Origin of the sequence: Desulfosporosinus nitroreducens, from assembly GCF_023897015.1 — a bacterium.
Classification (GTDB): Bacteria; Bacillota; Desulfitobacteriia; order Desulfitobacteriales; family Desulfitobacteriaceae; genus Desulfosporosinus; species Desulfosporosinus nitroreducens.
In genome coordinates, this window is sequence record NZ_JAMHFY010000013.1 from 110,859 (window position 1) to 132,271 (window position 21,413).

Sequence of the window (21,413 nt, forward strand, 5' to 3'; positions counted from 1 at the left end):
TTACGATAATGGTTGAATGTTTATGCAAGTATATGTATAATTATTAAAAAGAAATGATTAGAGAGGGTGTTCAAGATATGAAAGTCGGTATTCTTGGCGCTACAGGATACGCAGGACAGGAATTGGTGCGGCTATTACATCGCCATGAAGAGGTGAAAGAATTATATCTGGGCTCGTCCAGTGTAGCAGGAGAGGATTATGAAACAGTCTACCCACATTGGCTAGGTCAAAATATAGGGATCTTGCAAGACGAAAACATACCTGACATGGATGTTCTCTTTTGTGCTCTTCCTCATGGGTTGACGGCAGAAAGAACAGGCGCATTCTTGGCGCGCGGAATTAAGGTAATTGATCTGGGTGCCGATTTTCGTTTAAATTCAACGGAGATTTACGAGGAATGGTACAAAATAAAACATCCAGCTTCAGAGTTACTCAAAGACGCAGTATATGGATTACCAGAGCTTTATCGTGAGAAAATTCAGGGACAATCTTTAATTGCCAATCCAGGTTGCTATCCAACGGCAACTTTGCTGGCGCTCGTTCCCTTGCTGCGTAAGCAATTACTTCAAACAGGCTATTTGATCATTGATGCCAAGTCCGGTGTATCGGGAGCAGGACGAGGGGTATCGTTAGGTACGCACTATGGCGAGGTAAACGAGAACTTTAAAGCGTACGGGGTTGCAAGCCATCGTCATACGCCAGAAATAGAACAAGAGCTGTCTCGCGCTGCAGGGTTGCCTCTAACTGTCAACTTTACGCCACATTTGGTCCCTATGACGCGCGGGATGCTGGTGACAATTTATGCTAAAGTATCAGAGGGGGTTCAAGAAGAAGACCTGCGAAGCTGTTGGTTAGACCAGTATAAGGAAGAGGAATTTATTCATCTTTTGCCGCCGGGGACTTGGCCCCAGACAAAATTCTCCAGTGGGAGCAACCATGCTTTTTTACAATTGACGTTAGATAAAAGAACCGGGAATTCGGTCATTGTTACTACAATTGACAATCTATTAAAGGGTGCAGCAGGGCAGGCTGTTCAGAATATGAATCTCGCTATGGGTTGGCCCGAGGCGCAAGGGCTAAAGGCAACAGCACTATGGCCATAAGACATCAAATTGGGGAACGGTTCTTAGCACAAGCAACGATTTTTGATGGACTAAGTGAAGGAGCGTGTGAATTAAGTGGATAATTCTAAAAAGGCTTGGAAGTTAATTAACGGCGGTATAGCAGTCCCTAAAGGGTTTTATGCAACTGGTGTCCAAGCGGGTATTAAATATAAGGATAAGTATGATGTAGCACTAATTTTTTCCGAGGTGCAAGCACAGGCAGCTGGAGTATACACTCGAAATTTAGTTAAAGCCCACCCGCTATATTTAACCCAACGCCATCTGGAAAACGGTCTGGCACGTGCTATTGTCATAAATAGCGGCAATGCCAATGCTTGTGTTGGCGAGTTTGGCGACCAAGCGGCATTTGCCATGGCTGAAGTAGCAGGCACGTTTTTGGCAGTACCGCCCGAGGATGTTCTGGTGGCTTCCACAGGCGTAATCGGGGTCGAAATGCCGCTTGATAAAGTCCTGAATGGTATTCGGGTGGCGAGCTCGTTGCTTCTTAATGATGTGGTCAAAGGAATTCGCGGTCAGAAGGAAGAGGCCGATGAAGGGGCGCATCGAGCAGCCCTGGCAATTATGACGACGGATACGCTGGTTAAGGAATATGCCTATGAGCTTTCCTGTTCACAGGGAGGCGTGATTCATCTGGGTGCGATCGCGAAAGGGTCTGGAATGATTCACCCTAATATGGGTACCATGTTAGGTTTCTTGACGACAGACGCGTTTCTTCCGTCAGAAGAGTTACAACGTATCCTGCGTGAAGCGGTGGAAGAAAGCTTTAATATGGTGACCGTCGATGGAGATACGAGTACTAATGATATGGTTGTCTTAATGGCAAATGCGGCCTCTGGAATAACTCTGAGCGGGGAAGACCGAACCAATTTTGAAGAAATGGTTAAATCAATGTGCATCGAGCTGGCAAAAGATATTGCTAGGGATGGAGAAGGCGCTACTAAGTTAATGGAAGTATCAGTTTCTGGAGCTAAAACTAAAGAGGATGCTCGTAAAATTGCTCGGAGTATTTGTGGCTCCAGCTTGGTTAAAGCTGCACTCTTTGGAGAGGATGCGAACTGGGGGCGTATTTTGACCGCAGCAGGATATTCAGGAGCTGAGTTCAATCCCAACAAAGTCGACGTCTTTTTAGGGAAATTAATCGTTGCTCAAGCGGGAAAAGGTGTCACTTTTTCGGAAGAAGAAGCTAAAGAGATTCTTGGCCGCAAAGAGGTTCATATAAGTTTAAATCTTCACAGCGGGGAAGAACAAGCAACTGCATGGGGGTGTGATCTGACCCATGAGTACGTCACGATCAATGGGAGTTATAGGACTTGATCGTGAGGTTCATAAGCTGTGATTAAAACCGAAGACTGAGGATTGAGTTCTAAGGTTATAAAACTAAGATATTTAGCCAAGAAGTCAAGTGTTGAAATTGGAGGTAGGAGAGATGACCCCGATGGAACAAGGATTAGGGAAAGCACGGGTATTGGTGGAGGCCCTTCCGTATATCCAGAAATTTGCAGGAAAGACCGTCGTGATTAAGTATGGCGGACACGCCATGGTTGATCCAGTTCTAAAAGAATCGGTCATGTTAGATATTCTTCTTTTGCATTCCGTAGGAATTCGTCCGGTGCTCGTTCATGGCGGTGGACCAGAGATTAACTCTATGTTGAAGAAGGTCGGAATAGAAAGTCAATTTATACAGGGTTTGAGAGTCACGGACGCTCAAACTATGGAGATCGCTCAAATGGTCTTATTAGGGAAGTTGAATACTGAAATGGTTTCTCTCCTCAATCGCTTTGGAGGGAAAGGTGTTGGATTATCAGGGAAGGATGCTAAGTTGCTAATGGCTGTTAAGAAGCCGATGCAGATGCCAAATAGTCTAGGGAAAATGGAAGATGTTGATCTAGGGCTTGTGGGAGAAATCCAAACTGTTACTCCCGATATATTGAACACGTTATTGGGACAGGGATATATTCCCGTTATCTCTCCGGTTGCCAGCGGCGAAGAAGGGGAAACTTACAATGTCAATGCTGATACAGCTGCGGGGAAAATAGCTGAGGCTCTAAAGGCAGATAAGTTGCTTCTTTTAACAGATGTACGAGGAATACTGAGTGATGTTTCCGATCCTGGATCACTTATTTCTACGATTTCTGGAGGGGAAGTCGCTACCCTCAAGAAACAAGGAGTATTAAGCGGTGGAATGTTGCCTAAGGTAGAATGTGCAGTCTCTGCCTTAGATGCCGGGGTTGGCAGTGTGCATATCCTTGATGGACGACTAAGCCATGCAATTCTACTGGAATTATTTACAGATGGCGGGATTGGCACAATGTTTACCCAATAATTAAGCGCCACTAGACTCTTCAGTATAATTAGAGATAAGTGGAGGTAAGTCCCTGGATAAGTTCAGCTAAACTCCAGTGGAGTGGGACTCCACTGAAGTAAGTTTCCTATATTTGATAGATAGGGGGATGAAATGAAATGTTAGAAGGCTTAACAAGCGAAGCGATTATTGAGCGCGGGAGAAATGTGGTGATGAATACCTATGGACGATTGCCTATGACGATGGTCAAAGGGGACGGGGCATGGGTTTGGGATTCTGACGGAAAGCAATATTTAGATTTCGTGACGGGACTCGCAGTTAATTCTTTGGGACATAACCATCCTGCGATTGTCCGTGCTATTCAGGAACAGGCTAAAGAAATTCTGCACACCTCAAACATCTACTGGATACCGAATCAAGTTGCTCTCGCTGAGCGCTTGGTGAAGCATTCCTTTGCGGATAAAGTGTTCTTTTGCAACAGTGGTGCAGAAGCTAATGAAGCAGCCTTCAAGCTCGCTCGTAAGTACGCCAGGAAGAATTATGGTGAGCATAAATATGAGGTGATTTCGCTTGAAAACTCATTTCATGGGCGAACCTTAGCCACCCTTACACTAACTGGACAGACAAAATATCAGGAAGGGTTTGATCCACTTCCTGTCGGCGTGACTTACGCTGCCCTAAATGATATTGAGGGTCTAAGAGCAAAGATTGGTGACAATACGGCAGCAGTCTTTATCGAACCCATTCAAGGAGAGGGAGGGGTAATCCCTGCTTCGATAGAGTTTCTCCAGGCAGCGCGTGAGCTATGTGACCAACATGGAGCTTTGTTGATTTTTGATGAGGTGCAGTGCGGAGTTGGCCGGACTGGAAAGCTCTTTGCCTATGAGTCGAGCGGTGTGGTCCCAGATATCATGACTTTAGCAAAAGCTTTGGGCGGAGGAGTGCCGATTGGAGCAATGCTAGCCACAGATAAAGCTGCCAAAGCTTTTCAGCCGGGAGATCATGCATCAACCTTTGGAGGAAATCCTCTAGCCACTGCGGCAGGGTGTGCTGTTTTAGATGTAATGCTTGCAGACGGATTTTTTGAGGGAGTTCAAGAGCGCGCAGCATATTTCCAACAAGGACTAGAGCGCTTAGCACAGAAATATCAGACGGGCGGTCCCGTCCGAGGACAAGGATTTATTGTGGGGTGGCCCGTCTCTAAGTTGGGTCCCGAGATAGTCGAGGCCTGCTTGAAAAATGGACTTCTGATCAACTGTGTTGGAGGAAAGATCTTACGATTCCTCCCCCCACTTACTGTTGAGAAGCAAGAAATGGATAAAGCTTTTGGAATTTTGGACGAAATCCTTTCGAAGATTTGGTGATCCAGAAGTCGGAGGTCAGAAGCCAGAGAATCAAAGGACACGTGAGCTTATGTAAGCATAAGTGCAACTAAGGCAATCGCCTGCGCCTTGACGCTAGCCAAGTTTTCTATATCCGAGGAGGGATGGAATGAAAGCAGCACTCATACTTGAAACTGGGAAAATTTTATTAGGGGAGTCTTTTGGGGCGACGGGAGAGGCTTTTGGAGAAGTCGTCTTTAACACTGGCATGACCGGTTATCAAGAGGTGTTAACCGATCCATCATATGCTGGACAAATGGTGTGTATGACGTATCCACTCATCGGGAACTACGGGATCAACAAAGTGGATGACCAATCGGATAAACCACAGGTCCAAGGGTTCATTGTAAAAGAGGCCGCGCGTAATCCCAGTCATTGGCAGATGGAAAAGAATCTTTCCAGGACCTTGGCGCAATCCGGAGTTGTAGGAATAAAGGGGATAGATACCCGTGCCTTAACGCGGATTATTCGAGAGCATGGCGTATTGCGCGGTGTTATTACCACCGAGGCAGAGGGATTAAATGAATGGGCCCCCCGCTTGAAAACGTGGTCTGTTCCAACCGATGTTGTGGCTAGGGTCAGTACTCCGAAGCAATACACCTTACCAGCTGTCGGAACCGAGAAGGAATTATTTCATGTCGTAGTCATGGATTTTGGGATTAAGAAGAATATTTTGCAGGCGATGCAAGAAAACGGGTTTCGTCTGACAGTTGTTCCGCATACAACCCCTACAGAGCAGATCCTTAATCTCCAACCAGATGGAGTCTTTCTTTCCAATGGACCAGGGGACCCTAAGGAGGTCATAACGGGGATAGAAACGATTCGAGGGCTGATGGGCAAACGCCCTATCTTTGGGATTTGCCTGGGACATCAACTTTTATCCCTCGCTTTAGGGGGAGACACCTATAAGATGAAGTTTGGGCATCGGGGCGGAAATCAACCCGTACAAGATCTAGAGTCCAAACGAGTGACGATTACTTCGCAAAATCATGGCTATGCCATCTCGGAGGAAAGTTTGGGACAGACTCCTCTTTACGTAACCCATCGTAATCTAAATGATCAAAGTGTGGAAGGCGTCAAGCATCGGGATTTACCTGTTTTTTCGGTTCAATATCATCCGGAAGCAGGGCCTGGACCGAGTGAATCCCTTTATCTTTTTGATGAGTTTGCGCGATTAATGCAGGAATGGAGGGCTGGTTATGCCTCTTAATCCGTCGTGGAAGAAGGTCCTTGTCATTGGGTCTGGGCCGATAGTGATTGGGCAAGCCGCAGAATTTGATTATGCAGGGACCCAAGCGTGCAGAGCTCTTCGTGAGGTAGGGGTGGAAGTAGTACTGGTTAACAGTAATCCAGCAACCATCATGACGGATGTGCAAACAGCAGATATTACCTATATCGAACCCCTGTTACCAGAAATTTTGGAACGGATTATCAGCAAAGAACGCCCAGATGCTTTACTCCCTACATTAGGTGGTCAAACCGGTCTGAACCTAGCTATGGAATTGGAGCGCGGCGGGCTTTTAAAACATTATAACGTGGACCTCATAGGCTGTGACTCGGAAACCATTTACAAAGCAGAAGATCGAGATGCATTCAAGGAAACAATGCTCACGATGGGAGAACCGGTGGCTGAAAGTGTAATTGTAACGACCCTGGAAGAAGGGGAGGAGTTCGCTAGTAAGCAAGGTTTTCCACTGATTGTCCGCCCAGCTTATACTCTTGGAGGAACAGGCGGCGGGATTGTCAAAAACGCCAAACAATTGGAGGAAATTTTGCAGAAAGGTCTGCAAGCCAGCCCCATTGGGCAATGCCTTGTTGAGCGGAGTGTGGCCGGCTGGAAGGAAATTGAGTATGAAGTCATGCGAGACGCGGCAGATAACTGTATTACGATTTGCAATATGGAAAATATCGACCCGGTAGGGATACACACTGGGGACAGTATCGTAGTTGCCCCGTCGCAAACCTTAAGTGATGTTGAGTATCAGATGTTGCGTGCCTCATCTTTAAAGATTATTCGGGCTCTGGGAGTTAACGGAGGGTGTAATGTTCAATTTGCCTTGAATCCGCTAAATAAAGAGTATGTTGTTATTGAAGTAAATCCTCGGGTCAGTCGCTCAAGCGCACTCGCCTCTAAAGCGACCGGATATCCGATAGCCAAGATGGCTGCTCTTTTGTCCGTCGGCTTTACCCTTCCAGAATTGAAGAACCCTGTGACAGGGCACACCAGTGCTTGTTTTGAGCCGGCCCTTGACTATGTGGTAGTTAAATTCCCCAGATGGCCTTTCGATAAATTTCCTGCCGCTGATCATCGTCTGGGTACGCAAATGAAAGCGACCGGAGAGGTGATGGCGATGGAGCGGACGTTGGAAGCGGCCCTCCTAAAAGCGACTCGATCTTTGGAAGTTGGTACTGTTGGTCTTCGGATTAAGGCTTCCGGGGGCTGGACAGAGATGGAGATTGAAGACAAACTTACTACGGCAGATCATGAACGTTTTTTTGCGATTCCCGAAGCGTTTCGCCGAGATTGGACTATACTTGAAGTACAGATGCTCACCCAGATTGATCCCTTCTATTTGCATAAAATTAAAGAACTCGTTTTACTGGAACAGCGCATACAAAATGAACCATTAACCACTGAGTTACTGCGCCAGGCAAAGGTTCTAGGGTTCTCTGATTTAGCGATTGCCAAGCTTACGGGACGCTCGGAAGAGACAGTTCGTGCCATGCGTATGGACTGCAGGATTATTCCGGTTTATAAAACCGTTGATACGTGTGCAGCAGAGTTTGCTTCGGCAACCCCTTATTACTATTCCAGCTATGAGGAAGAGGATGAGGGCAAGGTAAGTACTGGTCCAAAAGTAGTAGTTTTAGGTTCAGGCCCTATTCGAATTGGGCAAGGAATTGAGTTTGATTATTGCTCTGTACATGCGCTTACAGCTTTGCAAGAAGCAGGTGTAGAAGCCATTATGATCAATAATAATCCAGAAACGGTATCCACAGATTTTGATATCGCAGATAAACTATACTTTGAGCCGTTGACCATTGAAGACGTGCTTCATGTCTTGAATAAAGAAAAAGCGGATGGAGTCTTAGTCCAATTTGGAGGACAGACGGCCATAAATTTAGCGGGCCGCCTGAAGCTTGCCGGCGTTCAAGTATTAGGAACTCCGGTTGATGCGATTGATATGGCTGAGGATCGAGAACGTTTTGCTGAGTTATTAAGTCGTCTAGGAATCCCTCAATCTGAAGGACGAAGTGTTACTTCAGTTGATCAGGCCAAGAAAATTTCTGAGGAGCTTGAATTTCCAGTGATCGTCCGCCCATCCTATGTGATCGGAGGTCGCGCCATGCAAGTGGTAGAGAACTTAGGTCAACTGCAAGATTATTTAAGGCGCGCGATCAACCTGTCTCAAGAACATCCAATCTTGGTGGATCGGTATTTGGACGGAAAAGAAGTCGAAGTTGATGCAGTTTCAGACGGAGAGACAACTGTAATAGCAGGCATCATGGAGCATATCGAACGCGCCGGCGTCCACTCGGGGGACAGTCTGGCAGTTTATCCACCCCAGAGTTTAACTCCCGCTGAAATTGAACAAATTGAGGACTTCACCTGTCGTCTGGCAGAAGGAATTGGGATTAGGGGACTTATCAATATTCAATTTGTTGTCGTGCGAGGTAAAGTGTATGTTTTAGAAGTGAACCCTCGTGCAAGCCGTACAGTGCCGATTCTTTCTAAAGTCACTGGGATTCCCTTAGTCAACTTGGCGGTTCAAGTTGCCCTTGGCAAAACCTTAAAGGGAATGGGCTATGCTCATGGTCTTGCTCCAGAAGTACCGTTCGTCGTGGTAAAGGCCCCCGTCTTTTCCTTCGAGAAGTTGACTAAGGTCGAAACCTCCTTGGGACCTGAAATGAAATCAACGGGTGAGGTCTTAGGGATGGACACACAATTTGGGCATGCGTTGGCAAAAGCCTTTGCGGCCTCCCGTATTCCGTTGCCTAATGATGGGAATATTTTAGTATCCGTAGCAGAAACGGATCGTCCAGAAGCTATTACTCTGGCTCGACAGTTGGCTCAGTTAGGGTTCGGCGTCAAAGGAACCGGAGACACTGCCAAGGCTTTGGCCCTGTGCGGGGTAGAAGTCGAAGTTGTAAGTGAAGAAAGCGAAGCCCTTCAAGAAGCCATCAGGCAACGAGAATTCTCCTTCATCCTCAGTACGTCCACTAAAGGAACCCCGGAGAGAACGGGTTATCTGTTGAGGCGGTTAGCGGCTGAACACGGGGTGCCCTGTTTCTCGTCAATGGATACGGCGAAAGCGGTTGTACGAGCGTTTCAAGAGATACGGAGTAATACCGCTCCTCAGGTGCTTTCTTTACAGGAGTATTTGGTTATGTAGGGGAAATATAGTTAATGGATACAAGAGGCTTTAAGCTCGCCGTATTATCATTTTAATTGAGGACATCATCTAAGATAAAAGGGCCGTAACAAAACTTGATTTTGTTACGGCTCTTACAGTTGTGGTGCCATGTTTTTTCTATTAAATCACAACCAGAATTAAACAATTTACAAACGCCGAAAAAAATACTATAATCAATATGCCCCCTTACCTAATGGGGATATCTAAAAGTAAAACGAATGGAGTATTTATATGAAACAAATTTGGATGAAATATTCATACTTATTCACTCTCTCATTTTTTATCTTAGGCTTTTTTAATATAGTCTTCGCCTGGATCGGTTTTTTCTGTCTTATTATGCCGTTTGCTTTTGTAATCAAAGACAATAAAAGAACCTGGTGCCAAAGCTACTGTCCAAGATCGAATCTCTTTACCAGGCTGTTCGCAAGAATCGGAGTGAAGCGCACGGCTCCAAAGTGGCTGGTCAATGGCACAGGAAAACGAGTTATGCTGACTTATTTTTTAATTAATTTCTTGATGATAGTTCTTTCAACCTTAATGGTATTTATGGATAAAAGAGATCCTCTGGAAACAATAAGATTCTTAATAGCTTTTCAACTTCCTTGGAATATGCCTAACCTTTTAGATGTTGGTGTCATGCCAGATTGGGTGGTACATTTGGGATTCAGGGTTTATTCCATGATGTTAACAACAACAATTATCGGCCTCTTGATAAGTCATATATATAAGGCCAGAACTTGGTGTGCGATATGTCCCATGGGTACTTTATCTAGCATGGCTTTAAGAAAGCACAATACTTTAGTAATTGACAACCATCTAGCAAAATAATTTTTTAACCAATCGTGAGACTCCCACTTCAAGAGGGAGTGGGATCCTGTGCTCTGCTGCGGTGGAGGTAGAGTCCATCCTACGGCGCGAATGTATTCGTCTATGGATATGCGCCTTCGGCATAAGTCTATCCTCAGCGCAATAGTATTTGTTACGGCCGTGCGCTTTCAGCGATAATCTCCACTGGAGACTTACGTCTCCGAAGTCTCGATGTTTAACTTTCGTTGAACGTGTTTACTTCTTGGTAGTGTTCATCCTCCAGAGATAAGAAGGTTTTGTCGATTTGATTGAAGGTTCTAGTTTAAAAAATAATGAAGAGAAATGCAGGTCAAATTGAGTGTGAACTCATTGGCCTGCATTTTTTCTTAACTTTCTTCTATCTGGAATCTGCGGCCATTTCAGGAATGGCCTTAATCGGTTATAGACCCAACGTGATTCCTTCGTCAAGAGGGGTCCCAGTATGGCGAGAATAAGAACATATAAGGCGGAAAAAGGTTGCAACGAAGTCAATAATCCGCCTGCTTTCGCAAGAGTGGCTAAAATGATAGAAAACTCACCCCTCGAAATAATAGTCAAACCAATATTGAGTGAGGCTCTGTAAGAGAGACTAGCTTTCCGCCCAGCCCAAACACCCGACACAACATTGCCTAAAAGGGTTAAAATGACAGCAGCTACTGCAGGCCAAACTGCCCCGCCTAAGGCAAAGGGGTCGATGCTTAGACCAAAACTAAAGAAGAAAAGGGCACCAAAGAAATCTCTAAAGGAAACAATTAAATGCTCTATGCGTTCGGAATGGTCTGTTTCTGCCAGTACCAGACCAATTAATAAAGCTCCGATGGCTTCAGCAATGTGCAAAGTTTCGGAAAAACCCGATACCAAAACCAAAATAGCAAAGATTACAAGCATAAAGGTTTCGTCGGAAGGGATATCCAACCAACGGTCTAGTTTTGGAACCAACTTATGCCCCAAAAACAAAAAACCGCCGATAAATAAAAGGGCCATTAGTGCGCTTGTTACTATCTCTGAAACGGAGGTTGAACCGGCAAGAACCAGGCCGGAAACAACAGAGAAATAAATAGCAACGAAGACATCTTGAAACATCATCAAACCCAAAATGATCTCAGTTTCATCATTAGCTGCTCTCTTTAAATCAACAATTACTTTCGCTACGATTGCGCTGGAGGAAATAGTCATAATCCCTGCCACAACAAGTATTTCCTTGACCGGCCAACCCAACAGTAAAGGAAATATAATAGCTATGGATAAGTTAATAACCATATAAATTATCCCGGTTCTGATTATGGATGGCCCTGCAGTCAAAAGACGTTTAATTGAGAACTCCAACCCTAAGGAAAACAGGAGAAACAGCACACCTAAACGTCCCATGAAGTCAATTAACGGGGCGCTCTGAATAAATCTAAAGTCAAAGACGCTTATGTGAGGTGCCTGTGGACCAACTACCATGCCAGTCAGAATTAGAATTGGCACAATAGAAATCCTGAGTTTACTGGCCAGAATTCCTGCACCCGCAATTAAAGCCAGTGCAAGCCCTATTTCCAGTATCAAGTGTTCCATTATTGAACACATCCGTGAAATAATAGCTTTTTACACGCTTTAACCTGGTGCTTTTCACCAAGAATTACAACTGTAGCGCCGCTTTGAAAGGTTGCCTCGGGACCGGGATTGACTATTTTGCTCTGATCATGTTCTACGATTGCAATAACTGTCCCGCCAGTATCCTTTCGGATACGCATATTCCCGATGGTTTTTCCTATAGCATAAGCATCAGGCTCAATTTTGTACCATTCTATAAGCATATCGCCTAAGGCAACATCCACAGTCTCTAATGCTTTAGGGCGATAATTCATTCCTCCGAGTATAGCGGCTATATTGCGCGATTCTTCGTCATCTAAGGTTACCATCGAGATAGAATCATCCGGGTCCTCACGATAAAAATGATAGATTTCCCTTCGTCCGTCATCATGTACCACGATAACGATCTTTTCTCCGCTACGGGTTTGGAGCTGAAACTTCTTGCCAATACCCGGTAAATCTATTTCTTTAATTAATTTCATGTTGTCAACCTCCATCATTACTCTAACAAAAGGGAAGGCATTAATTTCATATAAAACAGGTATTTTTCAGGTCTTTCATTGTCGATTTATCTAGGTTTAATTATATAAGTATTTTATTCATTACTCTGTCATTAGCCTATACAATTCTGATTTTCCTGTCAACATTTAGTGGTTAAATCATAGTTTTACCAAATAAAATAAGTAAAACCTATCTCAAGTCAAATAACTGTAGAAAACAGGAAATCATACCCATGCATTGCTTATAGAGAAATGATAAAAAAGATTTTGTCACAATTCGTTAGCTACCCGAAGTAATGGTTGCAGATTTAAGGTTTTCATTAATTTAGTGGAGATAGTTATAAGTGGTCAAAAGTTTGAAATAATATATCAATACTCCTCGAGCATATCATAAAGCTGTAATGGAGTTCGTCTCAGAAGGAGATTTTTTGTCCTAGACTATATAAACTGACTTTTGCCGGCCAGAAATGATTGCTTTCTGGAAGAACGATAAGCCGTAGCTGTTAAGTTAAAATAATCATCTAAAAGATGGACCCAACCATTATTACGATAATAAGACTAAGGAAAAAAGAATTTAGCTATTGAATTATTATACATGGCCTTGTATAATAATTCATATTAAAGGAGTGGGTGCAATGATGAAAACAATCGATAAATCACTATTTAAAGGACGGGACTTTATTTCCCTTCATGATTTTAATCAAGATGAATTAAGTTTTATCTTAGATGTAGCTAAAGACCTTAAGGCAGAGCAAAGAGCTGGACGCCCTCATCCAATTCTTCAAGGAAAGACGCTGGGAATGGTATTCACGAAGTCATCAACGCGAACTCGCGTTTCTTTTGAGGTTGGTATGTATCAACTTGGGGGGCATGCACTTTTTCTAAGTGGACGGGATATCCAACTAGGAAGAGGAGAGCCCATTTCTGATACAGCACGTGTTCTTTCCAGGATGGTCGACGGAATTATGATTCGAACCTTTAGTCATCAAGAGGTCTTAGAGTTGGCAGAGTTCTCAACGATTCCGATTATTAATGGACTTACAGACCTGCTTCACCCTTGTCAGGTCTTGGCAGATCTCATGACAATACAGGAGCATAAAGGTCGCTTAGAGGGCCTGAAGCTTGCCTACGTGGGAGATGGAAACAATATGGCTCATTCTCTAATGTTTGGTGGTGCCAAGATGGGATTGCATGTTGTCATCGCTTCTCCTCAAGGTTATAAGCCCGATCCACTAATTATTGCCAAGGCTCAAGCTGATGCCAAGGATAACGGTGGTTTAGTAGAAGTTGTTGATGATCCCTCAGAAGCGCTAAAAGGGGCCGATGTGCTATACACGGATGTTTGGGCAAGTATGGGTCAAGAAGCTGAGGCAAAGGAACGCATGGAGGCTTTTAAAGGCTATCAGATTAATTCAGATTCGCTGAAACGGGCCAATCAATCTGCTATTGTGTTGCATTGTCTCCCTGCTCACCGTGGTGAGGAGATTACGGAGGATGTAATTGAAGGAGACCAATCCGTCGTCTTTGACGAGGCAGAAAACCGTCTGCACGCTCAAAAAGCGATCATGGCGTTAGTTATGGCCTAATGTAGTTCTCATTAGCTTTAGATTTCTCGATGACTTGCGTGTAATCTAAAAAGTATAGTAGTATACTATACACAATACTTGGACATTTACTTTAATGAAGAGGGAGATTAGAAATGAAAAAAGTTGTTTTAGCGTATTCCGGCGGATTAGATACTTCCATTATTATTCCTTGGCTTAAGGAGACATATGGGTATGAAGTGATTGCTATGGCCGCTGATCTTGGGCAAGGAGAAGAGCTGGCTCCCCTTCAGGAAAAGGCGATTAAAAGCGGTGCAAGCAAACTGTATATAGAAGATCTGAGAGAGGAATTTCTCACGGAGTTTATTTTTCCAACGCTAAAGGCTGGAGCAGTTTATGAAGGAAGCTATCTCTTAGGGACATCGTTCGCCCGTCCGTTGATTGCTCGTCGTTTAGTAGAAATTGCGGCAAAGGAAGGCGCGGTGGCGATTGCCCATGGAGCAACAGGCAAGGGGAATGACCAAGTCCGTTTTGAACTGAGTGTCAAAGCGCTTAATCCAGACTTGGAGATCATTGCACCATGGCGGATTTGGGATCTCAAGTCTCGCGAGGATTGCATTGACTATGCCCAAGCACGTGGAATTCCTGTTCCAGTGACTAAGGACCGTCCGTATAGCATGGACCGCAACCTTTGGCATTTAAGCCACGAGGGAGGGGATTTGGAAGATCCTTGGAATGAACCAAAACGTGACTTATATTTATTAGGAGTTTCTCCCGAGGATGCACCAGATGAGGCAACCTATCTCGAACTGGGATTTGAACAAGGGGTTCCTACATCTTTGAATGGTCAGAAAATCGCCCCCGTAGCTTTATTGGAAACCCTCAACGAACTAGGCGGAAAAAATGGAGTTGGAATCGTTGATATGGTTGAAAATCGGCTTGTGGGCATGAAATCGCGCGGTGTCTATGAGACTCCAGGCGGAACGATTCTCTATATGGCTCACCAAGCGCTGGAACGTCTCACGCTTGATCGCTTAACGCTCCATTATAAAGAACAAATTGCTTTAAAATATGCTGAAATCGTGTATGATGGAGTGTGGTATTCTCCGTTGCGCGAAGCCTTGGATGCCTTTGTTAATGTGACCCAGAAAAATGCTACAGGGACAGTACGGGTGAAATTATACAAAGGAAATTGCACTTTAGCAGGTGTAAAATCCCCCTATTCTCTCTATAATGAGGCATATGCAACCTTTGGAGAAGATGGTGTGTATGATCAAAAAGATGCAGGAGGCTTTATTAACCTCTTCGGGTTGCCACTTAAAGTAAGAGCTTTAATGGAGAAAGAATCAGGGTTGCGTAAATAAGAGCAGTGAAAGAGTAGCGCCGGCACCCGGCGCTTTCTTTTTAGTACTAAATGGAGTAATACAGTAGATGAAAGGGAGATGTAACGTGAAGCTTTGGGGCGGACGTTTTGAAAAAAGTACAGAGGGATTGGTGGAAGACTTTCATTCCTCAATTCGTTTCGATCAACGCCTGTACAAACAAGATATTCAAGGAAGTATAGCCCATGCAAGAATGCTTGGGAAGGTCGGAGTTATCTCTGAAGTGGAAGCAAACCAATTGATACAGGGGTTGACTGGAATACTAGAAGACATTCAAGCGGGAAAAGTGGAGTTTGAGATTGGTGCTGAAGACATTCATATGAATGTCGAGAAGCTTTTAACCGAGCGGATTGGGCCCGTAGGAAAAAAACTGCATACGGGACGCAGTCGAAATGATCAGGTTGCTTTAGATTTAAGACTCTTTTTAAAAAGTGAAATCGATCAAACTAAGAACCTGGCAGAACAGCTAATTCAAACTCTTCTCCTATTATCAGAAGAGCATCTTGAAACATGGATGCCTGGGTATACTCATTTGCAAAAGGCACAGCCTATTACGCTGGCGCATCATCTGATGGCCTACGTGCAAATGTTTTTACGTGACTTGGGTCGACTTAAAGATACACGGAAACGGTTAAATATATCCCCACTGGGTTCAGGCGCTATGGCTGGAACGACGTTTCCACTTGACCGAGAGCAAGTGGCCATAGAACTGGGATTAGATGGAGTCACCTTAAACAGTCTCGACGGAGTGAGCGATCGGGATTTTGCGCTGGAATTTTTAGCAAGCGCGTCGATCCTCATGATGCATTTGAGCCGACTGTGTGAAGAACTGGTTATTTGGTCCAGCGGTGAATTTCAGTTTATCTCGATGGATGACGGGTATTCAACTGGGTCCAGTATCATGCCTCAAAAGAAAAATCCTGATGTTGCAGAATTAGTGAGGGGAAAAACCGGACGCGTTTATGGTGATTTAGTAGCGCTCCTAACCGTTATGAAAGGGCTTCCGCTAGCTTATAACAAAGATATGCAAGAAGATAAAGAACAGGTCTTTGATGCAGTGGATACAATTCAAAAATGCTTATTAGTTGTAGAACCAATGATAAGGACTATGCAGGTAAATCGGGATACGATGGCCTTTGGGGCAAAAGGCGGGTTTACCAATGCCACAGATTTGGCAGATTACATGGCTAAGAAAGGGGTACCCTTCCGGGAAGCTCATGAGTTAGTCGGGCGCATAGTTTTACAGTGCAGCAAAAAAGGAATTGGCTTGGAAGACTTAAGTTTAAGCGACTACCAGGAACTCTCCCAAATTTTTGAAGAGGATCTGTTTAGATCGATTGGAATCGAATATTGCGTTCGTGCTCGAAAGATTACAGGCGGCCCTTCACCAGAAACTGTTGCTGAGGCTATTAAGGTTAGTCGTAAAGCTTTAGAAAACTTGCTTTGGTAGGGGGTTTACTGACTTAGGTTACTAGGTCTTGAACTAAACGAATATTATGTCGAACGGAATAAACTGAATAATTGTTAATAGAGGATATGCGCGGAAAATAAGTCTTAACTTGGAATTGTGTACTTAAAAGGAGTATTCATACCGGTATGGGGTTTTAGAAAAGTCTGTATCATGCACCATCAAAGGATATAAACCAATGCTTTTCAACAGAATGAGGATAATAACTGTGTACAGTGTGGATAAACCTGTGGATAAGGTCGAAAATCAATGTATTTATGGTGGATAAGCATGGGATGGAAAGTGGACAATTAGACTTTTCTTGTGGATAACTATTTTTCTTGTACGCGAAAATCCGACATAAAAACACAAAAACCTAAAGCAAGGCCTTTAGGTTTCCTTTTATATCTAGGATAAAGTAAAAGTTTACCCGTTGCCAGTCAGGAAAATATCACTTTTTTTGCTAGTATAAATTTGACTTAGACTAGTGCTGTCGGTCCTTTTTTGTAGGCATAGAACGTGTCAAGTATCTTTATTTTTAGCATAAAGCAGGAAAATCCTGCATAAAGGTCGAAATTCTCACGCATGATTTTAAAAAGATATTGCATCCTATAGTATATAGAATTAAATCGAACTATGTTTGAGAGTACGAAGCGAGGCATAATCAATGGAAAACCGAACAATGCTCACAGATCTTTATCAATTAACTATGATGCAGGGTTATTTAGTTAATGGTTGTCAGAATAAAGAGGCAGTATTTGATGTCTACTTTCGCTCGTTGCCGTTTAAAGGAGGATATGCTTTGGCGGCAGGGCTTGAACAAGTCGTTGAATATATTGAGAACCTCACCTTTGGGGAAGAGGATTTGAAGTATTTGAGAAGTCTAAACTTATTTAACGAGGAGTTTATTAGTGAGCTAAGTAACTTTCGCTTCACGGGAGACGTCGATGCGATTCCAGAGGGGACTCCTGTCTTTCCGTATGAACCGCTATTGCGTGTTAAAGGGCGTATTTTTGAAACTCAGTTGCTGGAGACTACTATTCTTAACTTAGTTAATTTTGAAACGCTCATTGCTACAAAAGCCTCCCGTGTAGTCACTGCAGCAGATGGAGGTCCAGTGATGGAGTTTGGCTTGCGGAGAGCCCAAGGCCCAGACGCAGGGGTCCTAGGCGCAAGGGCAGCCTTCATCGGTGGATGTCAATCTACCTCCAATGTCTTAGCAGGGATGCGTTATGGTATCCCTGTGGCTGGAACCCAGGCGCACAGTTGGATTCAATGTTTTCCAACAGAATTGGAAGCATTTCGAGCCTATGCCCATACTTTTCCGGATCTTTGTTTGTTGCTTGTAGATACATACAATGTCCTCAAATCTGGAGTACCCAACGCGATTAAAGTAGGGCTTGAGCTTGAGGCAGAAGGGCATCATTTCCTAGGTATTCGTCTGGACAGTGGAGATTTAACGTATTTGTCTAAAGAAGCCCGTCGAATGCTTGATGAAGCAGGACTTAAGAATGCTATTATTGTTGCATCAAATGATTTAGATGAGGAAACTATCTTCGCCATTCGAGCTCAAGGGGCAGCGATTAATTCCTGGGGCGTTGGAACGAATCTCATTACATCCAAGGATAACCCTTCTTTAGGGGGGGTCTACAAACTGGCCGCTGAAGGAGAACCGGGTAATTTCCATCCTCGTTTGAAGGTCTCGGAAAACATTACTAAGATCACTAATCCTGGAATTAAGAAAGTTGTGCGCTTTTACGATAGAGCAGGCAAAGCTATGGCAGATCTTATTGCCCTGGAAGATGAAGTTTTTGAAGAAGATAAACCGCTGATAATTTTCGATCCTATTCAGACGTGGAAAAGAAAGACATTGAAAAATTTCCGAACCAAAGAACTCTTGAAGCCTGTTTTTAGAGATGGAAAACGAGTGTATGCCTTACCGAATCTGAAAGAAATTCAACTTTATGCTCGAAAAGAATTAGACTCTTTCTGGGATGAAGTGAAACGATTGACGAATCCCCACCGCTATATTGTAGATCTGTCGACCAATCTCTTTGAGTTAAAACAACAATTACTTTTGACGATTCACAATGATATTAAAGAAACGAACAAGGAGTGGAGTAAGAATGTGGACAGATAATGAATTATCAGCACGAATTGATCAAACAGTGGAATGGTTGCAAAAAAAAGTTACCGAAGCCAACGCTAAGGGAGTAGTGGTGGGAATCTCTGGGGGGGTAGACTCTGCTGTAGTCGCGGGGCTCTGCAGTCGAGCATTTCCGGAAAATTGCATTGGAGTAGTTATGCCCAGTCATTCTAATCCAGATGATACAGAAGATGCATTATGGATTGCAGAGGGCTTCGAAATAAGAACAATAGAGGTAAACCTGAGCGGTGCCCATACACAGGTCATGGGGCAAGTCAAGAAGGGCTTGGAAAGTATAAGCTGTAATTTAGTGGCTGAAAAGATGAGCCAAGGGAATTTGAAGGCTCGTTTGCGTATGTCCACACTGTATGCCGTGGCTAATGCCATGAATTATATGGTAGTAGGAACGGACAATGCCCCTGAAAGCTACACTGGATATTTCACTAAATATGGTGACGGCGGTGTCGATCTCTTGCCGATCAGTTCACTCACTAAGACAGAAGTGCGCGCTTGGGCGAGGATGTTGGGATTGCCAATGAGAATTGCTACCCGTGTACCGACTGCGGGACTGTGGCCGGGTCAGACAGATGAATCTGAACTAGGAATTACCTATGATCAGATAGATCGCTATCTGCTGGGGGAAGAGGTCTCGCCTGAAGTTCAAGAACGTATTGAGTCTCTCCATCGTCAGAGTGAACATAAACGTAATATGCCGCCAAGCCTTGAGCTTCCGAAACTTGAGAGGTTAGATTAACGTGCGTATAGGAGTAGACATTGACGGAGTAATTTCCGATAGCTATCCAATTTGGTTACAGGAGTTAAATCGCCACTACGGTAAGAATATACCGTTCATCGACGATTATAATATGCATGTAGCTTTTGATGTAACAACTGAGGATATGAACGACTTTTTCGAGACTAATATAGAACGTTTGCTCATGATGCCAGAACCTGTACCTGGCGCAAAAGAAGGGATAGAAACTCTTCTTCAGGAAGGACATGAAGTAATTTATATCACAGCCCGAACCCCTGAACAAAAGGATCTCACAGTACGCTGGTTTGCGTTAAGAGAAATCCATCATAAGCATGTGCTCTTCACAGGGTTTGGCAGTAAGGTGGACTTCGTTAAAGAATGGGGAATCGAGGCGTTTATCGAAGATTACCAAGTAAATGCTAAATTAATAGCGGAATGCGGGGTGCCAGTGTTTCTATTAAATGCAAGTTATAATCAAGAAGAGCTTCCTCCAGGCATTACCCGTTGCCATAGTTGGGAGGAAATAATTACAGGCATACAAGAACTCTGCCCGAAAAATCTTTAACGTTTAAAAGGCCTTTCGCCACTTTATTTTGAAGTGTGTGAAAGGCCTTTGTTTTATCATAAATCTAATATTAACTAACGATTTCTAATCCCACTTTGTAGATATCCCCAGCCCCTAAAGTAAGGACGAGATCCTCGGGTGCGAGAGTTTCATTAAGATAGAGCTTAATGTCATCCAACGTTCCAATGTAGCGGGCCTGAATACCTTGCTTTAAGATCATTTCGGCTAGATTTGGGGCAGAAACAGTGTAATGATCAAGTTCTCGGGCTGAGGCAAAGATATCTGCAATAACAACTTCGTCTGCCCCCTGAAAAGCTTGCGAGAACTCAAGCAAGAGTTTTTCCGTTCGGCTAAAAGTATGAGGTTGGAAAATAGCACGGATGCGACGATCAGGGAAAGAAAGGCGAGCCCCCTCTAATGTCGTGCGAATTTCTGTTGGGTGATGGGCATAGTCATCAACGATTAGGGCCCCATTTGTATTGCTGCCGACATGTTCAAAACGGCGTTTCGTCCCATTGAATTGGCTCAGACTAGATAAGATTTCTTTAATGGGAATGCCAATTTCATAGCATAGGGCAATCGTTGCCAAGGCATTTACAATGTTGTGTCTTCCCGCGACATGGAGATCCAGATCCCCCATATACTGTCCTTTTATAATAATTTTCATAGAGCTCTTTTCGTCTTTGAACAGGATTTCCGTTGCTCGTATATCTGCAGATTCAGACAGACCAAAAGTCGTGACAGGCGCATCTGATTTAAGGGATTTCCGGTTTGGATCTTCATCCCATACGTAGATATGACCGTGTTCAGGTACCTTTAAAGCTAGTTCGGCAAATGCAGAGATGACATCCTCGAGATCCTTAAAGTAATCGGGATGATCAAATTCTATGTTCGTAATAATTAAATGTTCTGGAGAGTAATTAAGGAAATGGCGTCGATACTCACAAGATTCTGCTAAGAAAAATTCCCCTTTCCCAGTATGTGCATTTCCACCAATGCTAGGAACATCACTGCCGACAACAATCGTTGGATCGAATCCAGCTTTCAGCATAACAAGGCCCATCATGGCTGTTGTTGTAGTTTTTCCATGCGTTCCAGTAACACAAATTCCGCGTTTTTTGGCAAGCAAATGCCCAAGATATTGTGCATAACTTAAGACAGGGATATTTAACTCCAAAGCCCGGGCGATTTCTGGATGCTGATTGGTATAGGCTGCAGAGGTGACCACCAAATCAGCGTTTTCTACGTTGGTCGGAGAAAAACCTAAAACAGGAATATTAGCACGTTTTAAGACACTATCTGTATAAAAACTCTCTTCTACATCCGACCCAGTAATAGTTGCCCCGTCAATCTGAGTGCTGATTTGAGCTAAAGCGCTCATTCCAGTCCCTTTAATACCAACAAAATGAATATGTAATGCCAAGGCGAATC

General features: G+C 43.9%; 16 protein-coding genes. 13 read left to right on the top strand and 3 right to left on the bottom strand.

The window, feature by feature from the left end; genetic code table 11:
• Positions 1-77 precede the first annotated feature (77 nt).
• From argC to M8E35_RS15320, 7 genes are all read left to right on the top strand, one after another.
• Positions 78-1,103: an N-acetyl-gamma-glutamyl-phosphate reductase gene (gene argC, locus M8E35_RS15290; protein WP_252470030.1), complete on the top strand. Its 1,026-nt coding sequence runs from the start codon at positions 78-80 to the stop codon at positions 1,101-1,103.
• A gap of 75 nt (positions 1,104-1,178) precedes the next feature.
• Entirely contained in the window at positions 1,179-2,438 is a 1,260-nt protein-coding gene (gene argJ / locus M8E35_RS15295) for a bifunctional glutamate N-acetyltransferase/amino-acid acetyltransferase ArgJ (RefSeq protein ID WP_252470032.1), read from the top strand.
• Between the two features lie 112 nt (positions 2,439-2,550).
• Positions 2,551-3,447, top strand: coding sequence for an acetylglutamate kinase (gene argB / locus M8E35_RS15300; protein ID WP_252470034.1), 897 nt, complete (start codon positions 2,551-2,553; stop codon positions 3,445-3,447).
• Between the two features lie 137 nt (positions 3,448-3,584).
• On the top strand, positions 3,585-4,790 hold the full coding sequence (locus M8E35_RS15305; RefSeq protein ID WP_252470036.1) for an acetylornithine transaminase: 1,206 nt from the start codon (positions 3,585-3,587) through the stop codon (positions 4,788-4,790).
• A 127-nt stretch (positions 4,791-4,917) separates the two neighbouring features.
• Complete coding sequence (gene carA / locus M8E35_RS15310; protein ID WP_252470038.1) at positions 4,918-6,018, top strand: glutamine-hydrolyzing carbamoyl-phosphate synthase small subunit; 1,101 nt, start codon at positions 4,918-4,920, stop codon at positions 6,016-6,018.
• Entirely contained in the window at positions 6,008-9,202 is a 3,195-nt protein-coding gene (gene carB, locus M8E35_RS15315) for a carbamoyl-phosphate synthase large subunit (RefSeq protein ID WP_252470041.1), read from the top strand. The genes carA and carB overlap by 11 nt, the downstream gene beginning before the upstream one ends.
• A 252-nt stretch (positions 9,203-9,454) precedes the next feature.
• Positions 9,455-10,051, top strand: coding sequence for a hypothetical protein (locus M8E35_RS15320; RefSeq protein ID WP_252470043.1), 597 nt, complete (start codon positions 9,455-9,457; stop codon positions 10,049-10,051).
• Positions 10,052-10,396: 345 nt separating this feature from the next.
• On the opposite strand, the gene M8E35_RS15325 is transcribed toward M8E35_RS15320, so the two are convergent.
• Both M8E35_RS15325 and M8E35_RS15330 read right to left on the bottom strand, forming a co-directional pair.
• Complete coding sequence (locus M8E35_RS15325) at positions 10,397-11,626, bottom strand: cation:proton antiporter (RefSeq protein WP_252470045.1); 1,230 nt, start codon at positions 11,624-11,626, stop codon at positions 10,397-10,399.
• On the bottom strand, positions 11,626-12,126 hold the full coding sequence (locus M8E35_RS15330) for a cation:proton antiporter regulatory subunit (RefSeq protein WP_073032130.1): 501 nt from the start codon (positions 12,124-12,126) through the stop codon (positions 11,626-11,628). Before M8E35_RS15330 ends, M8E35_RS15325 begins: the two co-directional genes overlap by 1 nt.
• Before the next feature lie 656 nt (positions 12,127-12,782).
• On the opposite strand from M8E35_RS15330, the gene argF reads away from it, so the two are divergent.
• The 6 genes from argF to M8E35_RS15360 all read left to right on the top strand — a co-directional run bounded on the left by argF (position 12,783) and on the right by M8E35_RS15360 (position 19,982).
• On the top strand, positions 12,783-13,730 hold the full coding sequence (gene argF / locus M8E35_RS15335) for an ornithine carbamoyltransferase (protein WP_252470075.1): 948 nt from the start codon (positions 12,783-12,785) through the stop codon (positions 13,728-13,730).
• Positions 13,731-13,843: 113 nt separating this feature from the next.
• Positions 13,844-15,052, top strand: a complete 1,209-nt coding sequence (locus tag M8E35_RS15340; RefSeq protein WP_252470047.1) for an argininosuccinate synthase — start codon at positions 13,844-13,846, stop codon at positions 15,050-15,052.
• An 85-nt stretch (positions 15,053-15,137) separates the two neighbouring features.
• Positions 15,138-16,520: an argininosuccinate lyase gene (gene argH / locus M8E35_RS15345; protein ID WP_252470078.1), complete on the top strand. Its 1,383-nt coding sequence runs from the start codon at positions 15,138-15,140 to the stop codon at positions 16,518-16,520.
• Positions 16,521-17,184: 664 nt separating this feature from the next.
• Entirely contained in the window at positions 17,185-18,657 is a 1,473-nt protein-coding gene (locus M8E35_RS15350) for a nicotinate phosphoribosyltransferase (RefSeq protein WP_252470049.1), read from the top strand.
• Entirely contained in the window at positions 18,644-19,417 is a 774-nt protein-coding gene (gene nadE / locus M8E35_RS15355) for an NAD(+) synthase (RefSeq protein ID WP_252470051.1), read from the top strand. The genes M8E35_RS15350 and nadE overlap by 14 nt, the downstream gene beginning before the upstream one ends.
• 1 nt (position 19,418) lies before the next feature.
• Positions 19,419-19,982 carry a 5' nucleotidase, NT5C type gene (locus M8E35_RS15360; protein WP_252470053.1) on the top strand — a complete coding sequence of 188 codons (564 nt, stop codon included), beginning with the start codon at positions 19,419-19,421 and terminating at the stop codon, positions 19,980-19,982.
• A gap of 70 nt (positions 19,983-20,052) precedes the next feature.
• On the opposite strand, the gene murC is transcribed toward M8E35_RS15360, so the two are convergent.
• Positions 20,053-21,405 (bottom strand): UDP-N-acetylmuramate--L-alanine ligase, encoded by a 1,353-nt coding sequence (murC, locus tag M8E35_RS15365; RefSeq protein WP_252470055.1) that lies wholly within the window; start codon positions 21,403-21,405, stop codon positions 20,053-20,055.
• Positions 21,406-21,413 lie beyond the last annotated feature (8 nt).

What these genes read in the sequence shown, in the direction of transcription:
- M8E35_RS15325 (WP_252470045.1), bottom strand. Translation starts at nt 11,626, where the DNA reads ATGGAACACTTGATACTGGAAATAGGGCTTGCACTGGCTTTAATTGCG.
- argF (WP_252470075.1), top strand. Translation starts at nt 12,783, where the DNA reads ATGAAAACAATCGATAAATCACTATTTAAAGGACGGGACTTTATTTCC.
- M8E35_RS15320 (WP_252470043.1), top strand. Translation starts at nt 9,455, where the DNA reads ATGAAACAAATTTGGATGAAATATTCATACTTATTCACTCTCTCATTT.
- M8E35_RS15305 (WP_252470036.1), top strand. Translation starts at nt 3,585, where the DNA reads ATGTTAGAAGGCTTAACAAGCGAAGCGATTATTGAGCGCGGGAGAAAT.
- argB (WP_252470034.1), top strand. Translation starts at nt 2,551, where the DNA reads ATGACCCCGATGGAACAAGGATTAGGGAAAGCACGGGTATTGGTGGAG.
- M8E35_RS15340 (WP_252470047.1), top strand. Translation starts at nt 13,844, where the DNA reads ATGAAAAAAGTTGTTTTAGCGTATTCCGGCGGATTAGATACTTCCATT.
- M8E35_RS15330 (WP_073032130.1), bottom strand. Translation starts at nt 12,126, where the DNA reads ATGAAATTAATTAAAGAAATAGATTTACCGGGTATTGGCAAGAAGTTT.
- nadE (WP_252470051.1), top strand. Translation starts at nt 18,644, where the DNA reads ATGTGGACAGATAATGAATTATCAGCACGAATTGATCAAACAGTGGAA.
- M8E35_RS15350 (WP_252470049.1), top strand. Translation starts at nt 17,185, where the DNA reads ATGGAAAACCGAACAATGCTCACAGATCTTTATCAATTAACTATGATG.
- argC (WP_252470030.1), top strand. Translation starts at nt 78, where the DNA reads ATGAAAGTCGGTATTCTTGGCGCTACAGGATACGCAGGACAGGAATTG.
- carA (WP_252470038.1), top strand. Translation starts at nt 4,918, where the DNA reads ATGAAAGCAGCACTCATACTTGAAACTGGGAAAATTTTATTAGGGGAG.
- carB (WP_252470041.1), top strand. Translation starts at nt 6,008, where the DNA reads ATGCCTCTTAATCCGTCGTGGAAGAAGGTCCTTGTCATTGGGTCTGGG.